This window comes from Bartonella sp. 11B (assembly GCF_002022625.1).
In the GTDB taxonomy this organism is placed as follows: domain Bacteria; phylum Pseudomonadota; class Alphaproteobacteria; order Rhizobiales; family Rhizobiaceae; genus Bartonella; species Bartonella rochalimae.
The window spans coordinates 43,446-68,915 of the sequence record NZ_CP019783.1; the positions used below are offsets into that span (position 1 = coordinate 43,446).

General features: G+C 40.9%; 24 protein-coding genes, 2 tRNA genes and 1 other RNA gene. 12 read left to right on the forward strand and 15 right to left on the reverse strand.

What is annotated here, in order from left to right:
- Nucleotides 1–140: 140 nt before the first annotated feature.
- The 7 genes from Bho11B_RS00210 to infA all read right to left on the reverse strand — a co-directional run bounded on the left by Bho11B_RS00210 (nt 141) and on the right by infA (nt 9,418).
- Nucleotides 141–1,961 (reverse strand): portal protein, encoded by a 1,821-nt coding sequence (locus Bho11B_RS00210; RefSeq protein WP_078673977.1) that lies wholly within the window; start codon nt 1,959–1,961, stop codon nt 141–143.
- The gene (locus Bho11B_RS00215) at nt 1,961–3,289 is read right to left on the reverse strand and encodes a PBSX family phage terminase large subunit (RefSeq protein ID WP_078673978.1); all 1,329 of its coding nucleotides are present in this window, start codon (nt 3,287–3,289) and stop codon (nt 1,961–1,963) included. The genes Bho11B_RS00210 and Bho11B_RS00215 overlap by 1 nt, the downstream gene beginning before the upstream one ends.
- Before the next feature lie 692 nt (nt 3,290–3,981).
- Nucleotides 3,982–4,299: a hypothetical protein gene (locus Bho11B_RS00220; RefSeq protein ID WP_035006598.1), complete on the reverse strand. Its 318-nt coding sequence runs from the start codon at nt 4,297–4,299 to the stop codon at nt 3,982–3,984.
- 542 nt (nt 4,300–4,841) lie between these two features.
- Nucleotides 4,842–7,442 (reverse strand): ATP-dependent chaperone ClpB, encoded by a 2,601-nt coding sequence (clpB, locus tag Bho11B_RS00225; protein ID WP_078673979.1) that lies wholly within the window; start codon nt 7,440–7,442, stop codon nt 4,842–4,844.
- Between the two features lie 606 nt (nt 7,443–8,048).
- Nucleotides 8,049–8,270 carry a DNA gyrase inhibitor YacG gene (yacG, locus tag Bho11B_RS00235; protein ID WP_035006595.1) on the reverse strand — a complete coding sequence of 74 codons (222 nt, stop codon included), beginning with the start codon at nt 8,268–8,270 and terminating at the stop codon, nt 8,049–8,051.
- A 73-nt stretch (nt 8,271–8,343) separates the two neighbouring features.
- The gene (locus Bho11B_RS00240; RefSeq protein WP_051668864.1) at nt 8,344–8,994 is read right to left on the reverse strand and encodes a Maf family nucleotide pyrophosphatase; all 651 of its coding nucleotides are present in this window, start codon (nt 8,992–8,994) and stop codon (nt 8,344–8,346) included.
- 205 nt (nt 8,995–9,199) lie between these two features.
- A complete protein-coding gene (gene infA, locus Bho11B_RS00245; protein WP_013545481.1) occupies nt 9,200–9,418 on the reverse strand; it encodes a translation initiation factor IF-1 in 219 nt (72 codons plus the stop codon).
- 482 nt (nt 9,419–9,900) lie between these two features.
- Here infA and purE point away from each other — a divergent pair, with 482 nt between their 5' ends.
- The 7 genes from purE to Bho11B_RS00280 all read left to right on the forward strand — a co-directional run bounded on the left by purE (nt 9,901) and on the right by Bho11B_RS00280 (nt 14,785).
- Entirely contained in the window at nt 9,901–10,410 is a 510-nt protein-coding gene (gene purE / locus Bho11B_RS00250; RefSeq protein ID WP_078673981.1) for a 5-(carboxyamino)imidazole ribonucleotide mutase, read from the forward strand.
- 92 nt (nt 10,411–10,502) lie between these two features.
- Nucleotides 10,503–11,618, forward strand: a complete 1,116-nt coding sequence (locus tag Bho11B_RS00255) for a 5-(carboxyamino)imidazole ribonucleotide synthase (RefSeq protein WP_035006592.1) — start codon at nt 10,503–10,505, stop codon at nt 11,616–11,618.
- Nucleotides 11,619–12,017: 399 nt separating this feature from the next.
- Nucleotides 12,018–12,143: a type B 50S ribosomal protein L36 gene (gene ykgO, locus Bho11B_RS00260; protein ID WP_004863016.1), complete on the forward strand. Its 126-nt coding sequence runs from the start codon at nt 12,018–12,020 to the stop codon at nt 12,141–12,143.
- A gap of 290 nt (nt 12,144–12,433) precedes the next feature.
- Nucleotides 12,434–13,000 carry a hypothetical protein gene (locus tag Bho11B_RS00265; protein WP_245289102.1) on the forward strand — a complete coding sequence of 189 codons (567 nt, stop codon included), beginning with the start codon at nt 12,434–12,436 and terminating at the stop codon, nt 12,998–13,000.
- 62 nt (nt 13,001–13,062) lie between these two features.
- A non-coding RNA gene (gene ssrS, locus Bho11B_RS00270) (6S RNA) lies at nt 13,063–13,223 on the forward strand.
- Nucleotides 13,224–13,294: 71 nt separating this feature from the next.
- Nucleotides 13,295–13,903: a 5-formyltetrahydrofolate cyclo-ligase gene (locus Bho11B_RS00275; protein WP_035006591.1), complete on the forward strand. Its 609-nt coding sequence runs from the start codon at nt 13,295–13,297 to the stop codon at nt 13,901–13,903.
- Nucleotides 13,904–13,921: 18 nt separating this feature from the next.
- On the forward strand, nt 13,922–14,785 hold the full coding sequence (locus Bho11B_RS00280) for a TIGR00282 family metallophosphoesterase (protein WP_078674118.1): 864 nt from the start codon (nt 13,922–13,924) through the stop codon (nt 14,783–14,785).
- Nucleotides 14,786–15,647: 862 nt separating this feature from the next.
- Here Bho11B_RS00280 and murA read toward each other — a convergent pair.
- Nucleotides 15,648–16,940, reverse strand: coding sequence for a UDP-N-acetylglucosamine 1-carboxyvinyltransferase (gene murA, locus Bho11B_RS00285; protein ID WP_078673982.1), 1,293 nt, complete (start codon nt 16,938–16,940; stop codon nt 15,648–15,650).
- 171 nt (nt 16,941–17,111) lie between these two features.
- Entirely contained in the window at nt 17,112–17,255 is a 144-nt protein-coding gene (locus Bho11B_RS06925; RefSeq protein WP_194284744.1) for a hypothetical protein, read from the reverse strand.
- Nucleotides 17,256–17,462: 207 nt separating this feature from the next.
- Here Bho11B_RS06925 and Bho11B_RS00290 point away from each other — a divergent pair.
- Nucleotides 17,463–17,537, forward strand: a tRNA-Thr gene (locus Bho11B_RS00290).
- 208 nt (nt 17,538–17,745) lie between these two features.
- Here the strand turns inward: Bho11B_RS00290 and Bho11B_RS00295 are convergent.
- The 4 genes from Bho11B_RS00295 to Bho11B_RS00310 form a co-directional block, all read right to left on the reverse strand.
- Nucleotides 17,746–18,363 carry a lambda exonuclease family protein gene (locus Bho11B_RS00295; protein ID WP_078673983.1) on the reverse strand — a complete coding sequence of 206 codons (618 nt, stop codon included), beginning with the start codon at nt 18,361–18,363 and terminating at the stop codon, nt 17,746–17,748.
- Between the two features lie 215 nt (nt 18,364–18,578).
- Nucleotides 18,579–18,770 carry a hypothetical protein gene (locus tag Bho11B_RS00300; RefSeq protein WP_035006588.1) on the reverse strand — a complete coding sequence of 64 codons (192 nt, stop codon included), beginning with the start codon at nt 18,768–18,770 and terminating at the stop codon, nt 18,579–18,581.
- A 10-nt stretch (nt 18,771–18,780) separates the two neighbouring features.
- The gene (locus Bho11B_RS00305; protein ID WP_078673984.1) at nt 18,781–19,170 is read right to left on the reverse strand and encodes a hypothetical protein; all 390 of its coding nucleotides are present in this window, start codon (nt 19,168–19,170) and stop codon (nt 18,781–18,783) included.
- Between the two features lie 305 nt (nt 19,171–19,475).
- Nucleotides 19,476–19,796: a helix-turn-helix transcriptional regulator gene (locus tag Bho11B_RS00310; protein WP_078673985.1), complete on the reverse strand. Its 321-nt coding sequence runs from the start codon at nt 19,794–19,796 to the stop codon at nt 19,476–19,478.
- Nucleotides 19,797–20,254: 458 nt separating this feature from the next.
- Here Bho11B_RS00310 and Bho11B_RS00315 point away from each other — a divergent pair, with 458 nt between their 5' ends.
- The gene (locus Bho11B_RS00315; RefSeq protein WP_078674123.1) at nt 20,255–21,118 is read left to right on the forward strand and encodes a DUF1376 domain-containing protein; all 864 of its coding nucleotides are present in this window, start codon (nt 20,255–20,257) and stop codon (nt 21,116–21,118) included.
- Nucleotides 21,119–21,140: 22 nt separating this feature from the next.
- Complete coding sequence (locus tag Bho11B_RS00320; RefSeq protein ID WP_078673987.1) at nt 21,141–23,180, forward strand: toprim domain-containing protein; 2,040 nt, start codon at nt 21,141–21,143, stop codon at nt 23,178–23,180.
- An 82-nt stretch (nt 23,181–23,262) separates the two neighbouring features.
- On the opposite strand, the gene Bho11B_RS07085 is transcribed toward Bho11B_RS00320, so the two are convergent.
- Nucleotides 23,263–23,403 (reverse strand): hypothetical protein, encoded by a 141-nt coding sequence (locus tag Bho11B_RS07085; RefSeq protein WP_245289121.1) that lies wholly within the window; start codon nt 23,401–23,403, stop codon nt 23,263–23,265.
- On the opposite strand from Bho11B_RS07085, the gene Bho11B_RS00325 reads away from it, so the two are divergent.
- Nucleotides 23,402–23,905, forward strand: a complete 504-nt coding sequence (locus Bho11B_RS00325) for a hypothetical protein (protein ID WP_236823979.1) — start codon at nt 23,402–23,404, stop codon at nt 23,903–23,905. The two genes, Bho11B_RS07085 and Bho11B_RS00325, sit on opposite strands and share 2 nt — an antisense overlap.
- 699 nt (nt 23,906–24,604) lie before the next feature.
- On the opposite strand, the gene Bho11B_RS00330 is transcribed toward Bho11B_RS00325, so the two are convergent.
- A tRNA-Leu gene (locus Bho11B_RS00330) sits at nt 24,605–24,689 on the reverse strand.
- 171 nt (nt 24,690–24,860) lie between these two features.
- Between Bho11B_RS00330 and Bho11B_RS00335 the strand changes: the two genes are divergently transcribed.
- On the forward strand, nt 24,861–25,469 hold the full coding sequence (locus tag Bho11B_RS00335; protein WP_078673989.1) for a YqaA family protein: 609 nt from the start codon (nt 24,861–24,863) through the stop codon (nt 25,467–25,469).
- Nucleotide 25,470: the final 1 nt, after the last annotated feature.

A 25,470-nucleotide genomic window follows, 5' to 3' on the forward strand; every position in this document is an offset into this window, starting at 1 on the left:
AAATGCATCCCTCAAAATCCTGTAAAGCTTACGCAACACGGATACCTTCTGCTTCTTCTAGAAACAGAAGACGCATCCCTCAAAATCCTGTAGAGCTTGTGCAACACGAATACCTTCTGCTCCTTCTGGAAATAGTAAACTCATCCCACAAGGTTCTGTAGAGCTTGTGCAACACGGATACCTTCTGCTCCTTCTGGGAATTGTTGGGGCCCTTGTTGCTCAGTAAGCACTTGACTGTTTTGCTGTGCTTTGAGTGTAATTTTATGGATAAGCGATGCAGGTAAAGGTGAATAGTGCAGAAAGTCGAGCATCATCTCTGGCGTTGCAAATTGTTGCATAAGCGGCAACAATTGCATAATAACGGAAAATGTCCGTTCTTTTTCATTTGTGCTTGTTGGTGCATCATCTACCACAATATCATATTCCAAACTTGTAACCATTTCCCGTGTAAGGGGCACATATTTAGCATTATCTTCTCCAGCAATACGAATTAAACGGCCATCAGAGAGATAATTTTGGATAAGATAGAGAATTATTTTTCCCTGTCGTTGTCGATAGCGACGCAATCCATCAAAGAAAGCAGCCAAAAGATTGAGCGAAGATTGCCGGCGTTTTTCTTCGAGTATACCTGGTTGATTGACGGAGCGTGTTCCTACAAACTCGGGAGACAATCCTGTCACCTGAGAAATAGCACCCTTTGCTTCATTAAAGAGTTGAAAAAAGCCATTTGGAAACTGGGCGACAGGTTTTGGTTGGACTCTTCCAGCGGCTACAGCACCATTTTTCAGCCAAGTAATACTATCAGCTCTTGCCCAACTTTCTGTTGCTTGTCGATCATCATCGAAGGCATCCCGCTCTGCCATGATACCGCCTTTGGATTGGCTATTAAGCAAATGCATGACTTGACTAAAATATTTATTAGCCCAACGTTGAGGGTCTTTGGCTGGACGTACGATTCCATAGAATTGTCGACTTAATTTATCGAATGTCCCAGTAATACATTCCCACCCCAATTGATTAGAAGGGACCAATGGTTTATCGGGAGCCTCGAGCAATTTTTTTCCTAAGAAAGCGCGTTTGACAACTTTTTTTGTCATTTTTGTTGCGGGAAACAGAGGAAATTCTTTTTTAATCTGTTCAAAGTCCTGTTCAGAATACTCAGTAAACCGCCCAGTTTGAGGATTAAGCACCTTATAGATGACTTCACGTTCGAACCACCGGCATTCAGCCAGAGTAACCATTTTAGGGCTTTGCAGAATATTTTCACCTTCCCCGAAGCTTTCATTTTGGTAATCTCCATTCCCAACGCTATGCAAACTCATTCCCGTTTGCTGTTGCACCCAATCTGCATTGAGCTCACTCCAATGCACATTTGGGAACATTTCTTGTGCAATTTCCAGTGGTTTTTCATCGATATACCACACCCGCTGAGCATCAATAAGATTAGGTTTAACGGCACTTGTATCCCACACCATTTTCATAGGATCGAGCCGTGCAATGACGGGTTTTCCTCTAGGATCTTCTTCATAATCGAGCCGAGTATCGGTCCATCCCATCCCACAAATAACCGTATCTTGAAAAGCATCGGAATCTTCATATTCACCATGCGCCTCATCACGAAACCATTCTGCTGCTCCAGTGAGGATTTGATTAGCGATAGCAGCGCCTTCTTGTCGTGGAATAAATTGAACATGGCGTTTATTATTGCGTTCGGTTCCAACGACAGCATTAATCAAGGGCGCAACACGATTGAATGTCATAACGGGTCTGTTTTGTTCCCGTAAAACAGCAAGATCTTGTTCATTCCACTGTCGCCCATTATAAAAATCGTAATCTTCTTGAGCATTTTTTCGCCATTGCTCGACATGAACAATATCCTCTTGATACCAGTTAACGAGCTTTTGAAAGAGCGCCTGATGTTCGAGGGTTTCAATTGAATTAGAAGCAGTCTGCATATTCATTAAAAAGCCATCCATGATGTTGTAGAAGAAGAGGGACGCGACCGATAAGCCTCTCGTTTTTTGTGAGCACTGGGTTGTTCATAGGCCACGCATAACAGCCCGAAGCTATCGGCACCATGGCTTGCCCAATCGTGTTCGGCTCCCAAACCGATATTACGTTGTTCATCGCGTTTTTCGTGATACCAGGCAAGGGCTTTTCGCCCAGCGGTTGTTGTCTCACGATTAAACCATATAGCGGGGAATAATCGTCTTACAGCTTCGATCCGCATTTTGACAGCACCGACACCTTGATTAGGGATAATTTGGGTACGAAAACCAGCTTGTTGGAGTGCACTTTCGAAACTGACATTATAGACACGATCTTTTGTAGCTCCATCATGAGGCAAAACCATCAGTGCTTTTTCATAGCCCTTTTGACAGACCCATCCGATATGCTCTGATAAGGGCTGTCCTTGTGCTTCATAATAATCGAGAACACGAATTTCGCGTCCGACAAATTGCGCCACCCATAGAGCGGTTGCATCGGCTTTAGCGCCGGTTCCGCCGATATCCCAAAAGATTTTAACCTGGATCAGAGGATCACGCGGCACTGTAGTAATACGCCCTTCTTGTTCTGCTTCAAGCAGCAATTTTTGGTAATAAGCCCCTTGCATTGCCTGCAGATATTCCCCTTCCCAAATATGTTGATATTGTTCAGGCCTTTGTTCTAAATCAGCTTGTCGATCGCGATTAAGTTTCGCAGGAAATTTTGGATTGTCGCGCCAATTAATTTCAACGCCTTTGATATTAGGATCTTTGGTAAAACGGAACCGTTTTTCAACGGCAGCATTTTCTCGGCATGGGTTCCATGTCACCCATAATTCGGAATGCCACTCTTTTCCCTCTTCTCTGAGCGTTGGAATCAGGATTTGCCAAGCGGCATCGGTTACAGGCTCGGCCTCATCGACCCAACAGAGCAAAATACGCCCCATAGATTTAACGCTAGCGATATTGCGATCAAGACCAGCAAAAGCATAAACGATACAGCTGTCTTTTGATCTAATATATTTATCGCCAATTTCATAATAGTCGCTTAAAAAGGGATAGGCCTCGATAGCACGTTTAATTTCTTCGAGAGAACTTTCAGCCAATGAATTTTGGAATTGTCGCGCACAAAGGATAATGCCTCGTTCTCCGGCTTTTCCATGATGATAGCCAATCACAGCTGTCATCAAAGCAAAGGAGCGTGTTTTCCCTGATCCCCTCCCTCCCCAAGCAGCACGAACATCAGCTTTTCCAGTAAAAACAGGGATGAGCTTTGGAATCAAGGCAATCTGAACGGTTGTCATTGTGCGCTATAACCCTTGTTAACCGATAGAACTCTCTCTCATTGTGAAGCACTATATGACCCTATTCAAAGAATACACTTTTCAAAAATAGATATCTGCTCTCTGCGAGATCCTTGCCCTTAAGACTCTTGATCCAAAAATCATAAAACATCATCCATAACAAAAGTGATCCCGAAGAGTATAATTCCATTCCTCAACACAAAGAGTTAAGATCAAATAACGTCTTGACACATCGGTACTTGGTTTTGGCACACCCAACCGCCACTTACAAAAATAATGATAAACGCAAGCCGAAGAAGCCGACAAAAAATACGGAACGTCTAAAAATGAAAAACAAGCAGCTGATAAATAACGATTTAAAGATTACCTAAGCCATACCCTAAAATATAAATCACTCACAATTTCTTAAAAAACTCTTCGCATTTATGGGTTTTTTGTAGATATTCAAACATAAACCTGGAACATACACCACCTTCCTCAAACCACCTTCCTCAATCACTGAAAAGAAGAATTTCTATATTCCTTTAAAATCAGGGAATAGAGTATGGCTTAGGTAATCTTTAAATCGTTATTTATCAGCTGCTTGTTTTTCATTTTTAGACGTTCCGTATTTTTTGTCGGCCTCTTCGGCTTGCGTTTATCATTATTTTTGTAAGTGGCGGTTGGGTGTGCCAAAATCAAGTACCGATGTGTCAAGACGTTATTTGATCGTTTAGATCACCGATATTAGAAACCATCGGTACAATCTCAACACGCGAAATAACCTTGGTCTTTTCTTCATTTTCTCCCATCACATGCAAAGGCAAAACTTTTGCTAACAGAGAAAAGAAAGGAACAGGATTATTGATCGCATGATAACAAAGATAAGAAACCAAACCATCACGACCATACTGATTTCCCGCCTGTTCAGCTGCAGTAAGAAGTGCTTTTTTGAAAATCTTTGTTGTTTTATTCACCGTCCCTTTTGGCCGTCCTTTCCCCTTCAAAGAAAGAGAATTATCCTGTATCATCAGAGAGTTCCTTTTTCATATGCAAAACTTTAAAATTTGTCGAAAAAACGTTTTCACCAGACACGATCAATGACTCAATATCCTCAAGGACAGTGTGGGAAGCTGTGTTGCTCTGCAGAGTCTGGGCAGTAAAAAAAGTAATTAAGCAAATTTTAGCCTTTCATAAAGTTCAATGCGACAAAAGAGCCAATGAAACAGAGCTCTTTCTTTAGAGAAGTAGGTCTGTTCTATAGGAAGAAGGTTCTTCTTAAGAGAAAGAAACTTAATCTTGTGCATGAAGAGATTGTATTTTTTTCTTAAGAAATGCTTTTGAATAACGGAGATTTTCTTCCTGTGCTTTTTTAGAAAATCTCCCCAACTACCATTTCTTAATCAGCTTCAATTGCCAAGATAAATTATAAACACAAACAAAAAACTTCTGCTGATTTCATACAACCAATGCAGAACACTTAAATAAAGACGAAATTGTGATTATGCCTTTATGATAGCTGTTTAGATTCACCTTGTCAAGTTTTATTGTATTTCTCTGTCATTTTACCCTTTCAAGCGTTTACTTTTTCGCTTTCTGTTTCAGGAGAAAAGATCAATTGCTCTCCTTCTTTTGTAATTGTCACGGTTGTATTATCATGGATTGTGCCCTTTAAAATACTTTCTGCGAGAGGGTCTTGAATTTCTCTTTGCATCATTCGCTTTAAGGGGCGCGCACCATAGAGAGGATCATAGCCTTTATGCGCGAGCAAAGTTCGTGCTTCTGGTTTGATCTGCAAGGTAATTTTGCGTTCACTGAGTAAATTTTGTAAGTGTTGGATTTGAAGATCAACGATTGCTTCGATATCTTTGCGCTGTAATCTTTGAAAGAGAATAATTTCATCGACGCGATTCAGAAATTCTGGACGGAAAGCAGCTTTTACCACTTGCATCACTTCATCTCTTGCTTGATGTGTTATTTGCCCTTCTGGCAATGCGGTCAAGATTTCGGCTCCGAGATTAGAAGTCATAATGAGGACAGTATTTCGAAAATCGACGGTTCGGCCCTGACTATCCGTCAAGCGTCCTTCATCAAGCACTTGAAGAAGCAAATTAAAAATATCGGGATGGGCTTTTTCAATTTCGTCAAAGAGAATAACCTGATAAGGTCTCCGTCTGACAGCTTCGGTGAGGATGCCTCCTTCTTCATATCCGATATATCCTGGAGGAGCACCGATCAGGCGTGCTCCGGCGTGTTTTTCCATATATTCGGACATATCAATCCGCAACATAGCCTGAGCATCTTGAAAAAGAAAAGCAGCGAGTGCTTTTGTGAGTTCGGTTTTTCCAACACCTGTTGGCCCTAGGAACATAAAGGACCCGATAGGACGATTAGGATCTTGCAATCCAGCGCGCGCGCGTCGTACAGCGCGTGCGATAGCATGTACAGCTTCAGCTTGTCCGACTACTCGTTTACCGATTTCGTCTTCCATGCGCAATAATCTTTCTCGTTCCCCTTCGAGCATTCGATCGACGGGAATTCCTGTCCACCGTGAAACGATTTGCGCAATATGTTCAGCTGTAACGATTTCTTCGACGAGATTATTTTGTTGATCATCATTTTCGGCAACATTGAGTTGTTTTTCGAGTTCAGGAATGACACTATAGGCCAATTCACCAGCGCGTTGGAACTGTCCATTTCGTTGTGCAATAGCCAAAGCATTTCGTGCTTCTTCGAGTTGTTTTTTCAGATCAGCAGCATACCCTAATTTTTGTTTTTCGGCCTGCCAAGCTTGTGTCATTTCTGCTGAATTTTTTTCCAGTGTTTCGAGTTCAGTCTGCACGATTTTCAAGCGTTCTTCTGCTGCGGGATCGACTTCTGTTTTTAAAGCTTCCTGTTCGATTTTCAACTGCATGATGCGCCGATCGATTGCATCGAGTTCTTCTGGTTTTGAATCGACCTGCATTCTCAAACGTGCGGCGGCTTCATCGATCAAATCGATTGCTTTATCGGGCAAGAAACGATCTGCAATATAGCGATGGGACAATCGTGCAGCGGCAATTAAAGCACTATCGGCCAAGCGTACTTTGTGGTGTTGTTCGTATTTTTCTTTGATTCCACGCAAGATAGAGATACTATCTTCCACGGTTGGCTCAGGAACAAAGACAGGTTGAAAACGTCGTGCTAGAGCAGCATCTTTTTCGACATATTTTCGATACTCATCGAGCGTTGTTGCGCCTACACAATGGAGCTCACCGCGAGCAAGAGCAGGTTTAAGCAAATTGGAAGCATCCATAGGCCCATCGGATTTTCCGGCTCCTACGAGATTATGCAATTCATCGATGAAGAGAATAATTTGTCCATTTTCGGCTTGAACATCTGAGAGCACAGCCTTTAAACGTTCTTCAAACTCGCCTCGATATTTTGCCCCAGCGATCAGGGCTCCCATATCGAGAGCATAGAGTTGTTTATCCCGCAATGTTTCGGGGACATCACCATTGACAATACGGAGAGCTAGTCCTTCAACAATAGCGGTTTTTCCGACTCCTGGTTCTCCTATTAACACGGGATTATTTTTGGTCCGTCTCGATAAGACTTGAACAGTTCTTCTGATTTCTTCTTCTCGTCCAATTACGGGATCGAGTTTTCCCTCTCGTGCTTCTTTTGTCAAATCACGTGCATATTTTTCCAACGCTTCATATTGGCTTTCAGCATGACGACTTGTTGCTGTTTTTCCTTTTCGCATTGTCTTGATGGCTTCATCAAGAGCCTGCGCTGTGACTCCTCCTGTTGTCAAAATATCGGCTGTTTTTGCATTTTTTTCGAGAAGCAAAGCTTGTAGAGCACGTTCTACTGTTACAAATTGATCCCCTTCTTTTTGAGCAATTTCTTCTGCTTTTGCGAAAACTTTTGCCATAGTCTGAGACATATAGAGCTGCCCATTTCCACCTTGTACTTTTGGCATAGCATCGAGCGCTTCTTTGAGCTCTTTTTGAATAGCTGGCAAATTGCCTCCTGCCTTCTGGATCAAAGAAACGGCCAACCCTTGGCTATCTTCTAAAAGCGCTTTCAAGAAATGTTCAGGCATAAACTGTTGATGATCAGAAGAAAGAGCACTGCTTTGCGCTGCTTGTAAAAAACCTTGAAGCCGTTCGCTATATTTTTCCAAATTCATTTTTTCTTTCTCTCTGCCTTCACAGGCTCTTTGTTTTCACGAGCTTGTACTTTACCGCTAAGCACTTTTTTCAAGCGTCTTCACGATCTTCCACACACCCATAAACAATAATTTACTTTAACAATAAAGAAATATGGGAACATCCTCTTCCTATAGCAAGAGGGAAATAAAACCTCTTTTGAAAAAGAAAACCTTTTTCCTCCACAGCCCTTCTCTTAAAACTTCTCTCAACATTCCCTGATATTCTGCTCCATAACCTCCCCCATGGCGCCTTCCCATACAGTAAGATTTGTCCATTCTTCCCCATCAGGCACGCTCTTACAACTCTTTTTCAAGAGTATCATTATGTCATGCTCTAAACATTTTACCAGAACCTCTTAAACCTGATATCAAGCGAGTTTGTGCTCTTTTTGTTTTGGTACAGATAAAGGAAGAAGATAAAAGAACAAACACCGACATATATTTTGAAAAAACCAACGCAAATAGCACGGATAAAAGCATTCACGTTAAACATAAATCATATGTTAAAAAAATTCTAACAGCATTTCATTTTAACCACAAAGACAAAGATGGCACTTTTTCCTTTTGAAGCATTTTATTTTTCGTTCACTCTTCCTCATCGGTTTTTTGAGGAGGTGGAGGCAAAACATATGCCCCAGACAGCCAACGGTTCAGATCGATTGCACGACACCGTGATGAACAAAAAGGGTAAGAATCCTGCTGAGACATTTTTCCACATTCTGGACAGGGGCGCGATGGACGCAAATTATTTTGTAAGGGCGGCTGATATATTTCTGCTTTTTTTCCGTCTTTTTTGCGCTGTTTCATTGTTTTTCAAGGTACCTTTTTCTGTAAAGTTTTGTTTTTTTCCTTTACCCATTAAATTTTCGCCCACTTTGTCTTATTCACCTTCACTGAAATTTTCGCACCAATGATTAAGCAATGGATACTGATAAGTCATTAAGAGATCCATTGTTTCAGCCAAAGGGAGTCCCACAACATTGGAATAAGACCCTATTATATTTGTCACGAAAGCCCCGGCTTTTCCTTGAATTGCGTACCCTCCGGCTTTTCCTTGCCATTCTCCAGAAGCCACATAAGCCTCTATCATTGTTTTGGTTAACCGTTTAAACCGCACAGAACTTTCAACTAACTTGATCTTTTTTTTTCCACACTCATTCAAGAGACAGATAGCACTATATACCTTATGGGCTCTCCCTGAAAGAAAACGCAAACATTCGTATGCTTCATCTTCTCCCTCTGCTTTAGGGAAAATGACACGCCCCACTGCCACTACTGTATCTGCAGCTAAAATTAAATATTTTTTTGATGACGGTTCTTTTGCATTATTTTTCTGATCTCTTAACCAATTTTCCTGTGCTGCGAGGGCTTTTGTTTTTGCGAGACGCTTTGCTAAATTTGCTGGATGCTCTCTTGATTTTGGTGTTTCATCAATATTGGTTGCATAAACAAATTCTGGTTCAACACCTATTTGTGCGAGAAGCATTAAACGCCGCGGAGAAGCAGAAGCAAGAACCAAATTGATATCCATAATAGAACCCCTTTCGCCAATTTTGAGTGCATGCACTTTTGTCCCAACGTCCCCGTTTTATTTAAATTATTTTTTCACACCTCTATATTTTGTAGTGCACTTGAAGCGTTTTTTCTTTGACCTTATTTTTCACAAGCATTCACTTCTGCAATAACGCTTCCCAATTTTGGGTTAATTTTTGATACAGAATTTTTCCTTTTGATGGTTATTTATAGCGATATGTAATTCGTCCTTTTGATAAATCATAAGGGGTCATTTCCACCATAATTTTATCGCCGACTAAGACACGAATACGATTTTTTCGCATTCTTCCAGCGGTATGGGCAATAATTTCATGATCATTTTCTAATTTCACCCGAAACATTGCATTTGGTAAAAGTTCTGTAACAATTCCAGAAAATTCCAGTACTTCTTCTTTAGACATAAAGAGCGATTTCCTTTTATAGTATATGTCGTTGATTTTATATGATAAGTTAACGTTCTTTTTCCATATCTTATTTTTTTGATTTTGTGAACAAGGATTTAAGAGAGAAAGAGAGATTTTCTTTATATACTGTTTGTGAGTGTATTTTCACTCTTTATTTTTTCTTCTCTTGATTTTTCCTTCATTTCATATGATCACCCGTTCATAAAAAACAAAAACCGGTTCTGAGATAATCACTGTACTTTTTTGTGATTTTTCTTCTCAACGAAGCCAGTATTTTATGCTTTATTTTATGTTTTTTTCTTTAAAGATTGAACTTAAAAATTTGTTTTCTCATCTTAAGGAGAGTAAAATTGACTCATTAACTTTGCAAAAAAACAACAAAACTTTTAAAAGCAATTGAATCGCCCTTTGATAATATCAAAAGACAAAGCGCCCAGTGAGAGAGAATGAAGCCTCTTGCAGAATGAAAAGGACATTAAATGGCTGAAAAATTGTATGACGTAGCACTTTTAATGGGCAGCCAATCAGATTGGCATACCATGCGCCATAGCTCAGATATTTTAACTCACCTTGGCATTTCTCATCTGACGCAGATCATTTCGGCGCATCGCACTCCTGAGCGACTTTATCAATTTGCGAGAGGAGCAAAAGCTTCTGGCTTTAAAGTTCTGATTGCTGGCGCTGGGGGAGCAGCGCATCTTCCTGGTATGTTAGCGTCTCTTACTCCTTTACCTGTTTTTGGTGTTCCGATTCACTCTCAAGCTTTATCGGGTCAAGATTCTTTGCTTTCGATTGTACAAATGCCAGCGGGTGTACCGGTTGGTACTTTAGCAATTGGCAAAGCAGGAGCGATTAATGCCGCTCTTTTATCCGCAGCAGTCCTTGCGGTTCATAATGATGCTTTATCCGAACGTTTACAGCACTGGCGCAAAGAACAAACAACCAGCGTAGCAATAACGCCAGCGATGGAAAGTGAGGATATCTCATGATAATACTCTTTTATCCGAACATTTACAGCAACAACACTGACGCAAAGAACAAACAGCCAGCGAAGCAATAACTTTAACGATGGAAAGTAAAGATGTCTCATTATTCTGAAGACTTATGTTCTGACAAAACTATTGGCCTTCTTGGAGGCGGTCAATTAGCACGAATGTTAGCAATTGCAGCAGCAGAATTTGGCTTTAAAACACTTGTTCTGAGTCCTGAGATTGATTGTCCAGCATCTCATATTAGCACAGAGCATATTCTTGCTTCGTGTGACGATCAAACGGCATTAACGCATCTTCTTTCTGTTTGCAATGTGATAACCTATGAGTTTGAAAATCTTCCTTTGCAAACAGCACAATATATTGAACAAAAAAGTTATCTTTATCCCTCTTCTCAAATTTTGGCGATTTCGCAAGATCGCGTTCTTGAGAAACAATTTCTGAACACCCATGGAATTCAAACGGCTAAATGGTATGCGGTTCATGACCGAAATTCTCTTATTGAGGGTTTATCAGCCTTGGGAGGAAGTGGTCTTTTGAAGACACGCTGTTTTGGTTATGATGGCAAGCATCAAATTGGTCTTCATCATCCGAGTGAAGAAATCATCGATAAGGCGTTAATTGCACTTAATCATCAACCTCTCATTTTAGAAGAGATTGTCCCCTTTTTATTTGAAATATCTGTTGTATCAGCATCAAATCCTCAAAAAGAATATGCTTTTTATGATTGCTGTGAAAATCAGCATAAGAGTGGCATTCTTTATAAAACCTTAGTACCTTCACAAGCTTCACCACTGCTTCAAAAAACAGCACAAGAGATTAACGCTAAGATTATGGACATTCTTGATTATGTTGGTGTTCTTTGTGTTGAATTTTTTGTTTTAGCCGATGGAAGTCTTTTGGTTAACGAATTAGCGCCTCGTGTACATAATTCGGGTCACTGGACACAAAAAGCATGCATCACTTCACAATTTGAACAGCATATCCGTGCTATTTGTTCTCTTCCTCTAGGGGATACCTCACGCCATAGCAATTGTGAAATGACAAATCTTCTTGGTACGAATTTGAAAGATTATCAAAATTTTTTACAGCAAAAATCAACGTCAGTCCATTTATATGGCAAAACTCTTGTCAAACCAGAACGCAAAATGGGCCATGTCATTCAATTAACGGGACCAGCAACAAAAACTTCCCACGCAAAAGAATAAAGAACTCAACAGGTTCCCTTCAGAAAAGAAAGAGTGTACTTTTAAAACCTCTCTCTTCCCCTACCACAACACTCTCCTGCTCCTAAGAACTCTCCGCACGCAACACCTCACTTTCCCGCTTTCTCCATTTTAGGCCCTTCTTCCTTTATCAAAGGGCATCAATCCTGAAGAAGCATTCTCTCCCCCTATCAAACATATCGCTAAAGGAAAGTGTACTTGACAAAAAGAGGACTTCCTGCTATGAATCCGCCGTTTTCATTTACCCATTATGGTGGAAAATTTCAGTATTTTTCACGACAGAAGTGGAAATGTTTTTATAATATCTTATGTCTCAAGAGCAGAGTTTTTTTATCTTAAGAAAGCGATTTTTGCTTGAACTATATATAAACGGTGATGATGATGAAAATTAAAAATTCGCTCAAAGCACTCAAAGAACGTCACCGTAACAATCGGTTGGTTCGCCGTAAAGGTCGTGTTTATATTTTGAATAAAACAAATCCGCGTTTTAGAGCCCGTCAGGGATAATGGGTTTAAAAGACAGGTTTCTGATTTCTGCTGTTTTTGTGTGGGCATTTATTTGTTATGTTCATTTAAGGTTTTTTGTTTTTTTAAAAGGTTTTATTTTTTTCTGTTCAAATTTTTTAAGACAGCAGAGTATATTTCTTTTATTTTTCAGCGTTTTTTTTTCTCTCTCTCCCAGTTATGGACAAAACTCTCCTTCTTCCCCGTTTGAAGAAGCACCTTCTCCACAATCTCTTTTGCCTTTAGAGGATATAATTCCTGATTTTCCTTCGGAACGGTCTGACAGTTCTCCCTTGTCAAATCCTCACTCGGGGACAATTCTTCTTGAAGATTATGCATTGCCGCCTCATGCACATCAATCTCTTGCGAGTGATCGTAAAGAACAAGAGATTGTACGCCTTCTCAAAGAATTGAAACATTGTTCTAATGTTAAGGAAGCGAAGAATCTTAGTCGTCAACTTCAGCGTTTATGGTCACGCTCGGGCAGTGAAACTATTGACCTTTTAATGATCTGGGCCGAACAAAGCATTGTAGCATCAGATTATAACGCTGCTCTTGATAGGATTGATTCTGTGATTGCTCTTGCTCCGACCTATGCTGAACCTTGGGTAAAACGTGCTTGGCTTCATATTCAATTGAGTGATTTTAAGCTTGCGATGTTTGATTTATTCCAGGCTCTCACGCTTGAACCTCGGCATTACATAGCCTTTATTGAGCTTGGCATCATTATGGAAGAGACGAATCGTCCTCATCTTGCGATCAAGGCTTATGAAACAGCTCTTTCTTTTTATCCACAAATGGAGTTTCTTCATCAGCGCCTTGATTTTCTTGTATCCCAACACGCAGATCAAGAAGTTTAGAGATTTATGAGAAATCATTTTTTCTCTAGCCGAAAAGCTAAAACTCTTTTATAATGGTTGAAGGTGTTCTGCACTTCGCGACAGGAAATAACATATTCCTGAGGCCTTATTGATTTCCAAGGGAGCTGTTCCTGAAAGAGCTCGTGGGCTTTTTCACACGGTGCCCACCTAGTATACTAGGCACTCGGAATCAACTTTTTCCATCGGTTGTTGCGGTTCACCTTTTTGTATTTGTTTGCGCTTCGGCTATTGTTTAACCTGATTGACACAATTCTCTAACCCCATTGATGAGCAATGCCCCATTTTCCTGAAAGCACCTCTTCTTCTTTATCGGTTCGCAATTCTTTGCGCCACTGGGGTTTATCACAACGGGAGCATTTATCCTTACAGGACCGTTCTATTTTTTCGCATCGCGCCTGTTCTCATGCAGCAGAGTATCTTGACAAAAAAGTGAATAATCTTTCAGGGATTATTTTTGCTGGTTATTGGCCTATTCGTTCGGAGATTGATCCTCGTCCCTTGTTTGATTTTATCACATCACGAGGGGGTCATTTGGCTTTACCGTCAATTATTGATCATACGACGATGGTTTTTCGCCGTTTTTCGCATGAAAGTGAATTAGAGCGGATGCATTTTGGCATTCTTTGCCCGAGTTCTAAACAGGCTGTTGTTTTGCCACATTTTATTTTTGTTCCTCTTTCTGCTTTTGACCATCAAGGTCATCGACTTGGGTATGGAGCAGGCTACTATGACCGGATCGTTGAAAATTTCTGCACCCAAGATCACCCTGTCCATTTATTTGGTTTTGGTTTTTCGTGCCAAGAAGCTGCTTTTATTCCTCCGAGAACAGAGGATCTTCTTTTGCAGGGTATTTTTACAGAAAAGGGTTTTCTTGCATTTTAAAGTGTGATTAAAACGCGTATGCGTTTTTTATTTTTAGGTGATATTGTTGGAGAAACGGGATGCAGAGTTGTTTCCCAGATTCTTCCCTGTTTGATTGAACACTGGCACCTTGATTTTGTTGTTGTTAATGGTGAAAATGCCTCCAATGGTTTTGGCATTACCGAGACAATTTACCAAGATTTTTTAGCTTTGAACGTTGATGTTGTCACAACGGGCAATCATGCATTTAGATGTAAAGAGACTTTGAGCTATGCCTCTTATAGCGATCGTTTTTTACGTCCAGCGAATTTTGTTGAAGGCACTCCTGGAAAAGGTTCTGGTTTATGGACAGCGAAGAATGGTGCTCGTGTTCTTGTTGCGAATGTGATGGGCACTGTTTTTATGCCCTGCACAGTAGATGACCCTTTTCACACTGCAGATAAGATTCTCGCAGCCTGTCCTCTGCGTGAACAAGCGGACGCGATTATTTTTGACTTTCATGCGGAAGCAACGAGTGAGAAACAGTGTTTTGGTCACTTTCTTGATGGACGTGTCAGTGTTATTGTCGGCACGCATACACATATTCCGACAGCTGATGCACAAATTTTAGAGGGCGGAAGCGCTTACTTATCGGATGCAGGCATGTGTGGTGATTATAATTCCTCTTTAGGAATGGATAAAGAAGAACCTCTTTACCGTTTTCTTTATAAAAAAAAATTTAAATTTTATGAGCCTGCGAAAGGACCAGCAACGCTTTGTGGTTTAGCGGTTGAGCTTTCTGACCGTACTGGCCTTGCTGAAAAAGTTTCCGCTGTCCGCATTGGGCCCCATTTAAAGCCTGAAATTCCAGATTTTTGGGATTCCTTCTCCCTTTCAGAGCTCACCACTTCAGCCTCCTCTTAAGGAAACACGCACCCACACACGCCATCGTTCTTTGCGCACACAGCAATGCCTGTGAACCTGATGATCCTTTGCAGAGCATATAGGCTCTTACCCTTTTACAGTCCTCTCTCTGTCCTGTCCATGCACTTGTTTGCTGAAAAGGTGAAAAAATCTTAAGTCCAGAAAGAAGACACTACTCTCTTTCTCTACAGCTTGTCCTCAGCTTTTCCAGAGATTTGTCCACACAAAATTCTCCCTGAGGACCCCACGCACCCACACACGCCATCGTTCTTTGCGCACACAGCAATGCCTGTGAACCTGATGATCCTTTGCAGAGCATATAGCTCTTACCCTTTTACAGTCCTCTCTCTGTCCTGTCCATGCACTGTTTGCTGAAAAGGTGAAAAAATCTTAAGTCCAGAAAGAAGACACTACTCTCTTTCTCTACAGCTTGTCCTCAGCTTTTCCAGAGATTTGTCCACACAAAATTCTCCCTGAGGACCCCACGCACCCACACACGCCATCGTTCTTTGCGCATACAGCAATGCCTGTGAAATGCCTGTGAACCTGATGATCCTTTGAAAGCATATAGGCTCTTACCCTTTTACAGTCCTCTCTCTGTCCTGTCCATGCACTGTTTGCTGAAAAGGTGAAAAAATCTTAAGTCCAGAAAGAAGACACTACTCTCTTTCTCTACAGCTTGTCCTCAGCTTTTCCAGAGCTTTGTCCACACAAAATTCTCCCTGAGGACCCCACGCACCCACACACGCCATCATTCTTTGCGCATAAGCTATCATTGTTTTCGTCTCTGGAGCTTTTTCTTAAGGAGATCTCAGACTTCCTCTCTTCAGGAACGACTTTCCACAAACATAGATATATTTTCTCAACCTGTGACGCGTTGAATATTTGCACCACATTGCGCCAACTTTTCCTCCAGCCGTTCAAAGCCTCGATCAAGGTGATAAACGCGACTAACGATTGTCTTTCCCTGTGCAGCAAGTGCGGCAATAACAAGAGAGACGGAAGCGCGTAAATCTGTTGCCATCACTTGTGCACCTTGCAGATTCTCTGTTCCACAGACAAGAGCTGTCTGTCCATTGAGTGTAATTTGTGCTCCCAAACGTATTAATTCCTGTACATGCATAAAACGATTTTCGAAGACTGTTTCGGTGATATGAGCATTTCCCTGCGCCCGTGTCATAAGAGCCATGAACTGTGCTTGTAGATCTGTCGGAAAAGCTGGAAAAGGACCTGTTTTGATATCCACTGGCATAATTTTCTGCTCTGGATTTCGTCTTACATTGATCCCTTCTGGTTTTATTTCGATTTCGAGGCCTGTTTTTTTGAGGCATTCGAGAACTTCGGTGAGATGATGAGGGTTTGCATTTTTCAGAAAGACGTCTCCACCGATCATTGCCACGGCCATAGCATAAGTTCCTGCTTCGATTCGATCCGGAATCACTTGGACTTTGGCACTATGCAGTTTTTCCACTCCATGAATGGTCAGGGTTTGTGTTCCTTCTCCAGAGATGCGCGCACCCATAGCTTTTAGGGCTTGAATAAGATTTGTCACTTCTGGTTCACAAGCAGCATTATCAAGAACGGTTGTTCCTTTTGCCATGACGGCTGCCATCAAGAGCACATGTGTTCCCCCAACGGTTACTTTAGGGAATCGATACCACCCTCCTTGAAGACCTTCTGGTGCTTTTGCATGAACATAGCCCTGTTCGATAACGATGTGTGCGCCTAGACTTTTGAGACCTTCCAGAATAAAATCAACGGGTCTTGTTCCGATAGCACACCCTCCAGGTAAGGAAACGTAAGCTTCTCTACATCGTGCGAGAAGCGGACCGATCACCCAAAAGCTTGCACGCATTTTTGTGACCAATTCGTAAGGAGCATGTACTGTTGTTATTTTTTTTGCTGTAAAGTGAATTGTCCTTGAATACCCGCTTTCCTGATGTGCTGTTCGCCCCTCTACAGCATAACCGATCCCATGGTGATTGAGAATTCTCAATAAGAGTTCGACATCAACGAGATGCGGAATATACTTCAAAGTAAGTGTCTCCTCAGTGAGCAAGGCAGCAACCATAAGAGGAAGTGCAGCATTTTTAGCTCCTGAAATAGGAATAACACCATTAAGAGGATTTCCACCAATAATGTGAATAGAATCCATAATGTTTGACCCTTTTTACCCACGCCAAAGTGCCCCTTAGAAAGGATCCTTTGAAGAGTTTCCTTTCAAACAAGTGAATACCTTGAAGCGTCTTTTTTCTGACTTTGAAACGAATCATTAAGAGGTTTGGTTGCAAAAATGCCGTAAAAATACCTTAATCGGAAGTCTTTTTTAGGAATTATCCTGAAATCGTTTTCGATTTTGCTCTTTTCGACGTCTTAAATTAGCGCGCAATTGCTGGGCTAGCCTTTCTTGGCGTTGCTTTTTTTTCTCATCTTTGTATTTTTTATTATCGTCTTGTTTTTGTTGATCCATTTGTGTCATGACACATTTTTTTGAACAATTTCACTTTTTTGATAACCGGGAGCCCATTCAATACACACTCTATCTCCCCTTTATCTTTTTGCTTCTTATATCACCTTTTTTGTCATGACATAAGATAGACTGACTTGCAAGAATGGATCAATGTTCTCTTGCCTATTTTGTAACAATATGGCACAAGGCGGCACGAAGATTCAAAGTGCTGCGGTAGCTCAGTGGCAGAGCACTCCCTTGGTAAGGGAGAGGTCGAGAGTTCAATCCTCTCTCGCAGCACCATATGTGTAGAACCCCCTTTTTTGACGATGCTTTCTTGATTCACGCAGAAACCTCTCTTTTTATTTTCTGCATGTGGACTCGTTTTTTTTATTTTTTCTGCCTTTTCTCCTCAAATTTGCACTCTCTATCTCCCTAAAATTTTTCGTAGAATTCATGGCTTTTTCTTTCCCAACTGCTGTAATTTTACAACATCCTTTTCCACCATTGTTTATAAAGAAATCGTTTGCAGACGATGGACCATCACTGCCAAAGCCTCATTAAATCGGTTAATTTCTATTTCAAGCCTTCGAATATAAGCCTCATCGCGATAAGCACGTTTAATCAAAGGCGGCATATCCGGCCAATAGATCATTAAATCAATCCATTCACGTTGTGCAATCCATAACCCTCCTTGACATTGCGCTTTATGTTCAAGAGGAAAATTCCTTTGCGTATAATAAGGGATTAAAATTTCAGGTTTTTTTGTTTTGATTTCCAACATCCCATTTGTCCCGATCAAAGCATCTGGAGAAGCTCCTTTCAAACGATCATCGGCCAAAATAAAACCAACGCATTCAGGTTCTGTCTGTGTAAGAGTTCCATAAAGCTGACGTGCCTGTGGTTCTAATTCTATGCCGCGCCGCATAGGCAACGTTGTTCCCTCTTCGATAGGCTTTCCTGTTATTCTTTCTCCAGCAAGCCTCATCATTAAAGAAGTATATTTTTGCGTTTTTTTTCCATCTTGTTTTTGTGCAAGGACCATCTCGAACAAAGAAGCAGTAATTAAACCATTCCGTGCTTGGCGCCATTCGTCTGTTCCTTGAACACAATCAATAATCGTTGGCATTTTCAATATTCTCCCTTTTTCCCGCTCTTGTCTCTCTTTGAAAACCTTTCAAATCCAGCATTGCGCAACACACAGCTCCAACAAAACAACACCACAGAACTGCACACACCCAGCATCGCGCAACTGGACTCACTTTTTCTTGTTGCTTACGGTTTTTTATTTTCTGGAATTAATTTTGTACGATCATGGGCATAAAGAAATGAGGAAATGCATTCCTATTTTTGCGCTATATAAAAATCATCACGCTGATACTGAAGCGCTAATTTCCGTGCTACTGCCTCTGCTTCATAGTGTGAAATAAAAGAACAGGCATTTTTTTGTTGTGGTTCCAATTTGATGATATTGTGTGCATATCCGGCATAATAGAGTGGTAATCCATAAGAGAATGTTTTGAGGTAAGTTTTCATTATTTTCCCCTCAATATTCATTCAACACATCAGACCAACGCAAACGATGCTGTTTTTCATAAGATCCATAGAGATTGTCTTCATATTCTTGGGCAATTTTTTGATCTAAATAAGCATGATAAGCATCACTATTAAAAATGAAAGGAGCTACTTGTTCATCTTGGTCATAGCCATCACGAATTTTCATATTCATATATAATTCGGCGATTTGTTCGCTTACATCATCGGCATGTAATGACCTTAAATCGAGCCGTAAAAGTCGAACCACATCATCATATTTATTCTCGACCAGTTCGATCACTTCTTCTCGTTCAAGAGGACCATCATACGTATCGTTGATTTCATCTTCACAGAGAATGATAAGAATTTCATCCTCTTTAACGAATGGAATATTTTTCATGAATATTTCTCCCTTAGACAGTTGATAAAGCTAAGCTCTGTCTTGACATGATCAAATATAGCGTTAGTCTTATATCCTCTATGGAAGATATGTCAATTATTTTATCCTTAATAAAAGATATATTATGACTTTTACCAATGCTCAAATGAAAACAAGAACGAAAATGACTGCTCTCTTGTTCCCATCTTGCTCTGCATTGTTTCCGATTATTCTAAATCTATATATTTTCAACAGACGGGGGGCTGAAATGCGTGATTTCGAACTATTACAATCTTGGACAAAACTTGACAGAAAAACACAACAGATTATTTTGTTCCGTCTCCGTCAAGCGATCGACGCAAAAGAGTTAAAATGGCCTTCCGCTCCTCAGGAGAAACCTGCAAAACGAGATCAATAAACTCTTGATCTTCAGGCATTGTCTCTTGTCCGTAGAGAATATAACTCATACTCACATTAATTGCGTGACAGACACGATAGAGGGATTCAATCGTCGGCTCTTTTCCTTCAGAGAGAATGGAGTGCAAATATCCAGCTCCTTTCCCTGCAGAGAGTGAGATAGACCTTTTTGACCGTCCACTTTTTTGAAGTGCTTCCTGCAATCTTTGACGCCAACCATCAATATTCATAGTCTCACCCTATAGCCTATCTTAAAAAAATCTGTTTGTAATAAAATTGACTTGCTTTATCTTCTAAAGAGGATAAAATTAACGGAAATTTTCACTTATTGGAGGATTCATCATTTTTTTATTAAAAAACAACACCCCAAGTCAAAGTTTAAGAATTAGACAGTCATTTTTCAAAAACCCGTATATTGTTATTTTGCCCTCTTCAATTTCCATCTTTTATACAACCTCAAATTGTAAAATTGCAACTCTCTAAATTCTGCATAATTGATGAGTCAATTTTAAGGAAATACACAAAAAAATGATTGTCTACCAGAACAAAGCGAAACAACACAAAAATGAAACAGCAATATTTTTCAAAATAATAAATGTAACCAATATAGTTTTTGGGAGACATAAAAATATATTTTTTGCTTTTTACCCCTTCATATCAGACGAAAAAGAAGAAAGTTTATTTCCCTATGAAACAAGTTCTACACTCAGAAGCTCCGCATTATGAATCCTCGATACTTCCTTATGTCTGTTGGTACCAGAATGATTTCCTTGGTGGAGTCCGTGGAATGCGGGCACATGAAATTGGCATTTATACAATTTTACTGAATGAAATGTACGCGCGAGGGCGCCCTTTAAATTTATCAATAGAACGTTTAGCGCGTCTTTGTGGTTGTGACAAGCGAACTTTTGAAAGCGTTTTAGAGATGTTAATAACGGAAGGGAAAATATTACAGCTCGCCAGTGGTCTTTGGAACACACGGTGTGAAATTGTCTTTCATGAACGCGCAAAATTACTTGAGCAAAAATCCTCTGCGGGACGCTCTTCAGCAAAAAAACGCAAGAAAATCAACGAACAATTTCAGCATCTGCTCAACGCCTCTCCTTTAGATGTTGAACGTAACTCAGAAGCTCAGAAGACAGAAGAAAAAGAAACACCTACTGGTGTTTCACAAAAGAAACCGTCTGCGGTTGTTTCTTCTGCCTCTTTTTGTGACAGTCCTTCTCCCAAAGAAGACGTCAAAGGGTGTCGACTTCCCCCTGAGTGGCGTGCTGACATTGCAGCAGCAATTTCAGAAGGGCTCAATGAAGAACAAGCCCTTTGGCAAGAAAAAAAGTTTCGTGATTATTGGCAAGCGAAAAGTGGCAAAGATGCAAAAAAAGTTGATTGGACAGCCACCTGGCGTAATTGGTACCGCCGTGAAATTGAGCGTTTACAAGAAAATGATAAACGACTTGCTGCTTTGTCCTCTATCGCTCTTTCGGCCCACTCTGCGTCTGCCCTAAGCAACGACCACGAAGAAAGGCTTTATAGCGGCCTTATCAATTATTAAGTTTCTTAACACATCGATAACAATGAGCACACTTTTTGAAATTAAACAAAGACTTACCGCCCAAGCGGGCTCCATAGCAGAAATGCTGCTTCCACAAGGGAAAAAGCGCGGCAATTCTTGGGTTGTGGGCAATATCCACGGCGAAGCAGGACAAAGCCTATCGATCAGCTTAAGCGGCAAAAAAGCAGGGCTTTGGTATGATTTTGCTGAAGGCAATGGCGGAGATCTTCTTGACCTGTGGTGTAGTGTTAAAGGGATCAGTCTTCCTGAGGCGCTTGATGAAGCACGCGCTTATCTCAATCTTTCTCGTCCAAAACCTTTCATGGCTCCTCGCCATCATTATCGTGCTCCTCCTCTTCCGAAAGCAAATATTCCGCAACAGCGGGTTAAAATATATTTGCACAAAGAGCGTTGCATTCCCCTTGAAATTTTACAGCAATACCGGATTGGCGAAGAGGGCAATAAGATTATTTTTCCTTTTTATAAACCAGATGGTACCCTCGCCTTAGTGAAAGAGCGCTTAGCCGAAAACGGTGCAACAGCAAAACCAACAGCCTCTCAATGTGAACCGATTTTATTTGGCTGGCAAGCTTTGTCATTCAAAGACTGTGCTTCAACGGACCGAACTCTTGTGATCACTGAAGGAGAAATTGATGCGCTTTCTTTAGCAGCCTATGGATATCCAGCTGTTTCTGTTCCCTTTGGCGGCGGGAAAGGAGGCAAACAAAATTGGATTGAGAATGAATTTGATCGTTTAGAGTCTTTTGAAACTATTTTTCTTGCTACGGATATGGATACACCGGGGGAAGAAGCAGCATTTGAGATTGCCCATCGCCTTGGTCGCCATCGATGTTATCGCGTCCGCCTTCCTGGCAAAGATGCGAATGCGTGTTTACAAGCAGGTGTTGACGCTTCCATCATCCACGAAGCTTTTTTGCAAGCTCAAAGTTTTACCCCCAAGGGGTTACGCCATGTTTTGGATTATAAGGAGCAAGTTATAAACTTATTTTATCCTTCTGCAAAACAGCATCTTGGCTATACAGTTCCCTATTCAAAACTGAATGGTAAACTTTATTTTCGCCCTGCGGAATTGACCCTTTGGAGTGGAGCCAGTGGTGCTGGCAAAAGCCAACTTTTATCGGATTGCATTCCCCATTGGATTGCGCAAAAAAGCCGTCTTTGCTTAGCTTCTCTTGAAATGAAAGGAGAACAATCTTTACGTCGTTTAACGAAACAAACTGGCGGAACGGACCAACCAACGAAAGAAATGATTGAACGCGTTCTTCATTTTTTAGATGCAGGTCTTATTTTGTACGAGCATGTGGGCAAATCAAGCGTTGATGCCCTCTTAGATATTTTTGACTATTGCCGTGCCAAATATGGCTGTGACCAGTTTATTATAGACAGTTTGATGCGCCTTGGGATCGCCTCCGATGACTATGCAAGACAAGAACAAGCTGTTTATAAAATAGTTGATTGGGCAGTTTTAAACGCTGTTCACATTCATCTTGTAACACATACACGCAAAAGTGGTTTAGAAAAGGATGTCCCAGGCACAGAAGATATTAAAGGCGCCTCAGAAATTGGTGCCAATGCTTTTAACATCATCACCATTTGGCGGAACCGTTCTTTAGAAGACAAAATTTTGTCTACCCATAAACCAGAAGAAAAAGCGCACTTAGCACAACGCCCAGGTGTTATTATCAATATTGCCAAACAACGCTCTGGGGATTTTGAAGGAAAAATTGGGCTCTGGTTTGATCCTAAAACTTACCGTTATCGTTGTTCTTCTTCTGCTCCATTAACGCCCCGATGCTATATTGAACAGAACCAAAATAGCTCTTTGGACTCAAAGCAAAGCCCCATCATCTCTCCCACAGTCAACTGTTTTTCTACACCTCCTCTTCCACAAGAATCTCCTTCTTTTTCTCCTTTATCTTCCCTCGCTACACAAATTCCACCATTCCCTCCAGCAAAAAACAACAATCCTCCCATCCCTGTCTCTCCCCCTACTCTCGCCGCACAGAAAAACCCTGCAATACAAAAGAATAATTCTCTTTAAGAACAATCCATCAACCAACCCAAATTCCTTCAATCATCCAACATTCATACCCCTTAAAGCTTTTACTTCAGTGCTTTTCCTCTCAAATAACACCACCACTCTCTTCAAAAGGAAACATCATGACCCATTCACAAAAAACAGATTCCACCATTCCCTCCAGCAAAAAACAACAATCCTCCCATCCCTGTCTCTCCTCCTGCTCTCGCTGTAAAAAGAAATCCATTGGTCACCTAAAAACTCGAGAAGTGATCATCGAAACGAGTAATCCTGCCTTTCAACCTACATCTCCAATCAGCACAAAAAACCCACGCACCACTCTTGCTTTTATTGATGCCCACAACCGTCCCATTGCCCTTTTATATAAGAAAGGACATATCAACCAAGCGCAATACAAAGCAGCGGAACGCTTTTATGTTTATTGGCGTCAATGCCAAGGTGATGCACAAATGAGTCTTGATTTGACCATTCAAAAAGTGGATAGCGATCAGCGATATACCCACCCAATAGAAGCCCAAACAAATGCCCTCAAACAATTACAAACAGTCAAAATCGAATTAGGGACTCTTGGGTATCGACTGGTTGAACAAGTGGTTGGTTATGATCAAGCATTTAAAGAATTAAGTCCCTCCAAACGCAAACAAAATTCTCTTGCTGATCATTTACGCGACTGTTTAGACTTGCTTGCTGTTCATTGGGGCTACGCAAATCGCACAAAGATATCTTAAACATGTCTTAACTTCTTGAAAAGAGACTGGCTTGCTGCTCACTGCCGCACTGCAAATCGCACAAAGACATCTAAACTTTTTGAAAAAAGCACGAATCACCTCTTTCATCACCATGTTCTAACACACACCTTTGGAGTCCCCACCCATTGCTTCTACCCTTATACTTCTTCTTGTCTCTTCATTTTCTCTGTATGTGCCTCTTTATATGCTCTCTTTTTTACAAAAAACTCTTTTAGCACATCTTTTTGACTTCCCTCCGAAGAGAATCCGGCAAAGAGAAGCCGTTCAACAAATCTTTCAAAGAAGCTCTGCATAAGCACCAGAAAGATCGGAGAGACGCTGTCTCTCCACGAGCTGTATTGGAAACAAACGGCGCCTTATTAGCTTGGTTTTTTGCTTTTATTGAAAGTTTTATTTTTTATCCCAAGGGACGTTTTGTATATTCTCATCACACTTGTTTGCCCTCAAAAGACGCTCTATGCCTTTATTGGCGGCACGGGAGGTTTTGGCTCAACAAGACAAGAATAACACTCTCACCACTCTTCTTCAGAGCAACAATATTTCCCTCGCACACCTCTCCATACAGACAAGTACAGAGACTGCCTCTGCCCCAGATACCACAGTATCCTCTGATAAGATTTTGATCTATTTTTGGAGGGAAAGATCTTATACTTTAAATTAAGGGAATATGAAATAAAGTGGTGCGGGTGGTCGGACTCGAACCGACACTCCTCTCGGAACCAGATTTTGAGTCTGGCGCGTCTACCAGTTCCACCACACCCGCACGACATCTGATAAGGAACACACTTGTCCCCTCTTTTTTTGCACTATATAAAGAACAGAAGATTCGTCAACACTAGATTTTTTTTTTGCAAAAATTGGCTATTTTTGTCTCATTCAGGCTTCCTAAGATTTTTTTGATCTTCTTTGCCTCTTTGAATTGTCGGAAGAAATAATGATCTTGAACTCAGTAAAGCTTTGGACAATTTCACTGGCGAAGCGCCGTACAGCGCCTTATTGGCTTGGTTTTATTGCTTTTATTGAAAGTTTTATTTTTTTTATTCCAGCGGATGTTTTGTATATTCCCATCGCGCTTGTCCGCCCTAAGAAGGCGTATTTTTATGCCTTTATTGCAACATTTTTTTCTGTTTTTGGGGGTATTGTTGGATGGTGTCTTGGCTATTTTGCCTTTGACGCGATTGTTAAGCCTCTGTTAGAATTGACCGATCAATATGAAAATTTTCAAATATTATACAATGATACAACGCAAGAATTTTTAGCAGTTTTACTGACTGTTTCAGGTCTCACCCATCTTCCTCCCATCAAAATAACCACCCTTCTTGCAGGCGTTACCCATTTTAATCTTTGGCTTTTTATTCTTCTCTGTATCCTTTCCCGTGGGACACGTTTTTATCTTTTTGCTTGGCTGATTCAACGTTTTGGCTCTCAAGCGACTGACTGGCTTTCCGATCACTTTAAATGGTTTATGCCCCTTTGTTTTCTTTTGCTTTTATTCATTTATGGATTATACATTCTTTTTCTCAAATCATATTTTTCTCTTTAAG

Coding starts and splice junctions, on each gene's coding strand:
- Bho11B_RS00210 (WP_078673977.1), bottom strand. CDS start 1,961: ATGAATATGCAGACTGCTTCTAATTCAATTGAAACCCTCGAACATCAG.
- Bho11B_RS00215 (WP_078673978.1), bottom strand. CDS start 3,289: ATGACAACCGTTCAGATTGCCTTGATTCCAAAGCTCATCCCTGTTTTT.
- Bho11B_RS00220 (WP_035006598.1), bottom strand. CDS start 4,299: ATGATACAGGATAATTCTCTTTCTTTGAAGGGGAAAGGACGGCCAAAA.
- clpB (WP_078673979.1), bottom strand. CDS start 7,442: ATGAATTTGGAAAAATATAGCGAACGGCTTCAAGGTTTTTTACAAGCA.
- yacG (WP_035006595.1), bottom strand. CDS start 8,270: ATGAAACAGCGCAAAAAAGACGGAAAAAAAGCAGAAATATATCAGCCG.
- Bho11B_RS00240 (WP_051668864.1), bottom strand. CDS start 8,994: ATGGATATCAATTTGGTTCTTGCTTCTGCTTCTCCGCGGCGTTTAATG.
- infA (WP_013545481.1), bottom strand. CDS start 9,418: ATGTCTAAAGAAGAAGTACTGGAATTTTCTGGAATTGTTACAGAACTT.
- purE (WP_078673981.1), top strand. CDS start 9,901: ATGGCTGAAAAATTGTATGACGTAGCACTTTTAATGGGCAGCCAATCA.
- Bho11B_RS00255 (WP_035006592.1), top strand. CDS start 10,503: ATGTCTCATTATTCTGAAGACTTATGTTCTGACAAAACTATTGGCCTT.
- ykgO (WP_004863016.1), top strand. CDS start 12,018: ATGAAAATTAAAAATTCGCTCAAAGCACTCAAAGAACGTCACCGTAAC.
- Bho11B_RS00275 (WP_035006591.1), top strand. CDS start 13,295: ATGCCCCATTTTCCTGAAAGCACCTCTTCTTCTTTATCGGTTCGCAAT.
- Bho11B_RS00280 (WP_078674118.1), top strand. CDS start 13,922: ATGCGTTTTTTATTTTTAGGTGATATTGTTGGAGAAACGGGATGCAGA.
- murA (WP_078673982.1), bottom strand. CDS start 16,940: ATGGATTCTATTCACATTATTGGTGGAAATCCTCTTAATGGTGTTATT.
- Bho11B_RS06925 (WP_194284744.1), bottom strand. CDS start 17,255: ATGGATCAACAAAAACAAGACGATAATAAAAAATACAAAGATGAGAAA.
- Bho11B_RS00295 (WP_078673983.1), bottom strand. CDS start 18,363: ATGCCAACGATTATTGATTGTGTTCAAGGAACAGACGAATGGCGCCAA.
- Bho11B_RS00300 (WP_035006588.1), bottom strand. CDS start 18,770: ATGAAAACTTACCTCAAAACATTCTCTTATGGATTACCACTCTATTAT.
- Bho11B_RS00305 (WP_078673984.1), bottom strand. CDS start 19,170: ATGAAAAATATTCCATTCGTTAAAGAGGATGAAATTCTTATCATTCTC.
- Bho11B_RS00310 (WP_078673985.1), bottom strand. CDS start 19,796: ATGAATATTGATGGTTGGCGTCAAAGATTGCAGGAAGCACTTCAAAAA.
- Bho11B_RS00315 (WP_078674123.1), top strand. CDS start 20,255: ATGAAACAAGTTCTACACTCAGAAGCTCCGCATTATGAATCCTCGATA.
- Bho11B_RS00320 (WP_078673987.1), top strand. CDS start 21,141: ATGAGCACACTTTTTGAAATTAAACAAAGACTTACCGCCCAAGCGGGC.
- Bho11B_RS07085 (WP_245289121.1), bottom strand. CDS start 23,403: ATGGATTTCTTTTTACAGCGAGAGCAGGAGGAGAGACAGGGATGGGAG.
- Bho11B_RS00335 (WP_078673989.1), top strand. CDS start 24,861: ATGATCTTGAACTCAGTAAAGCTTTGGACAATTTCACTGGCGAAGCGC.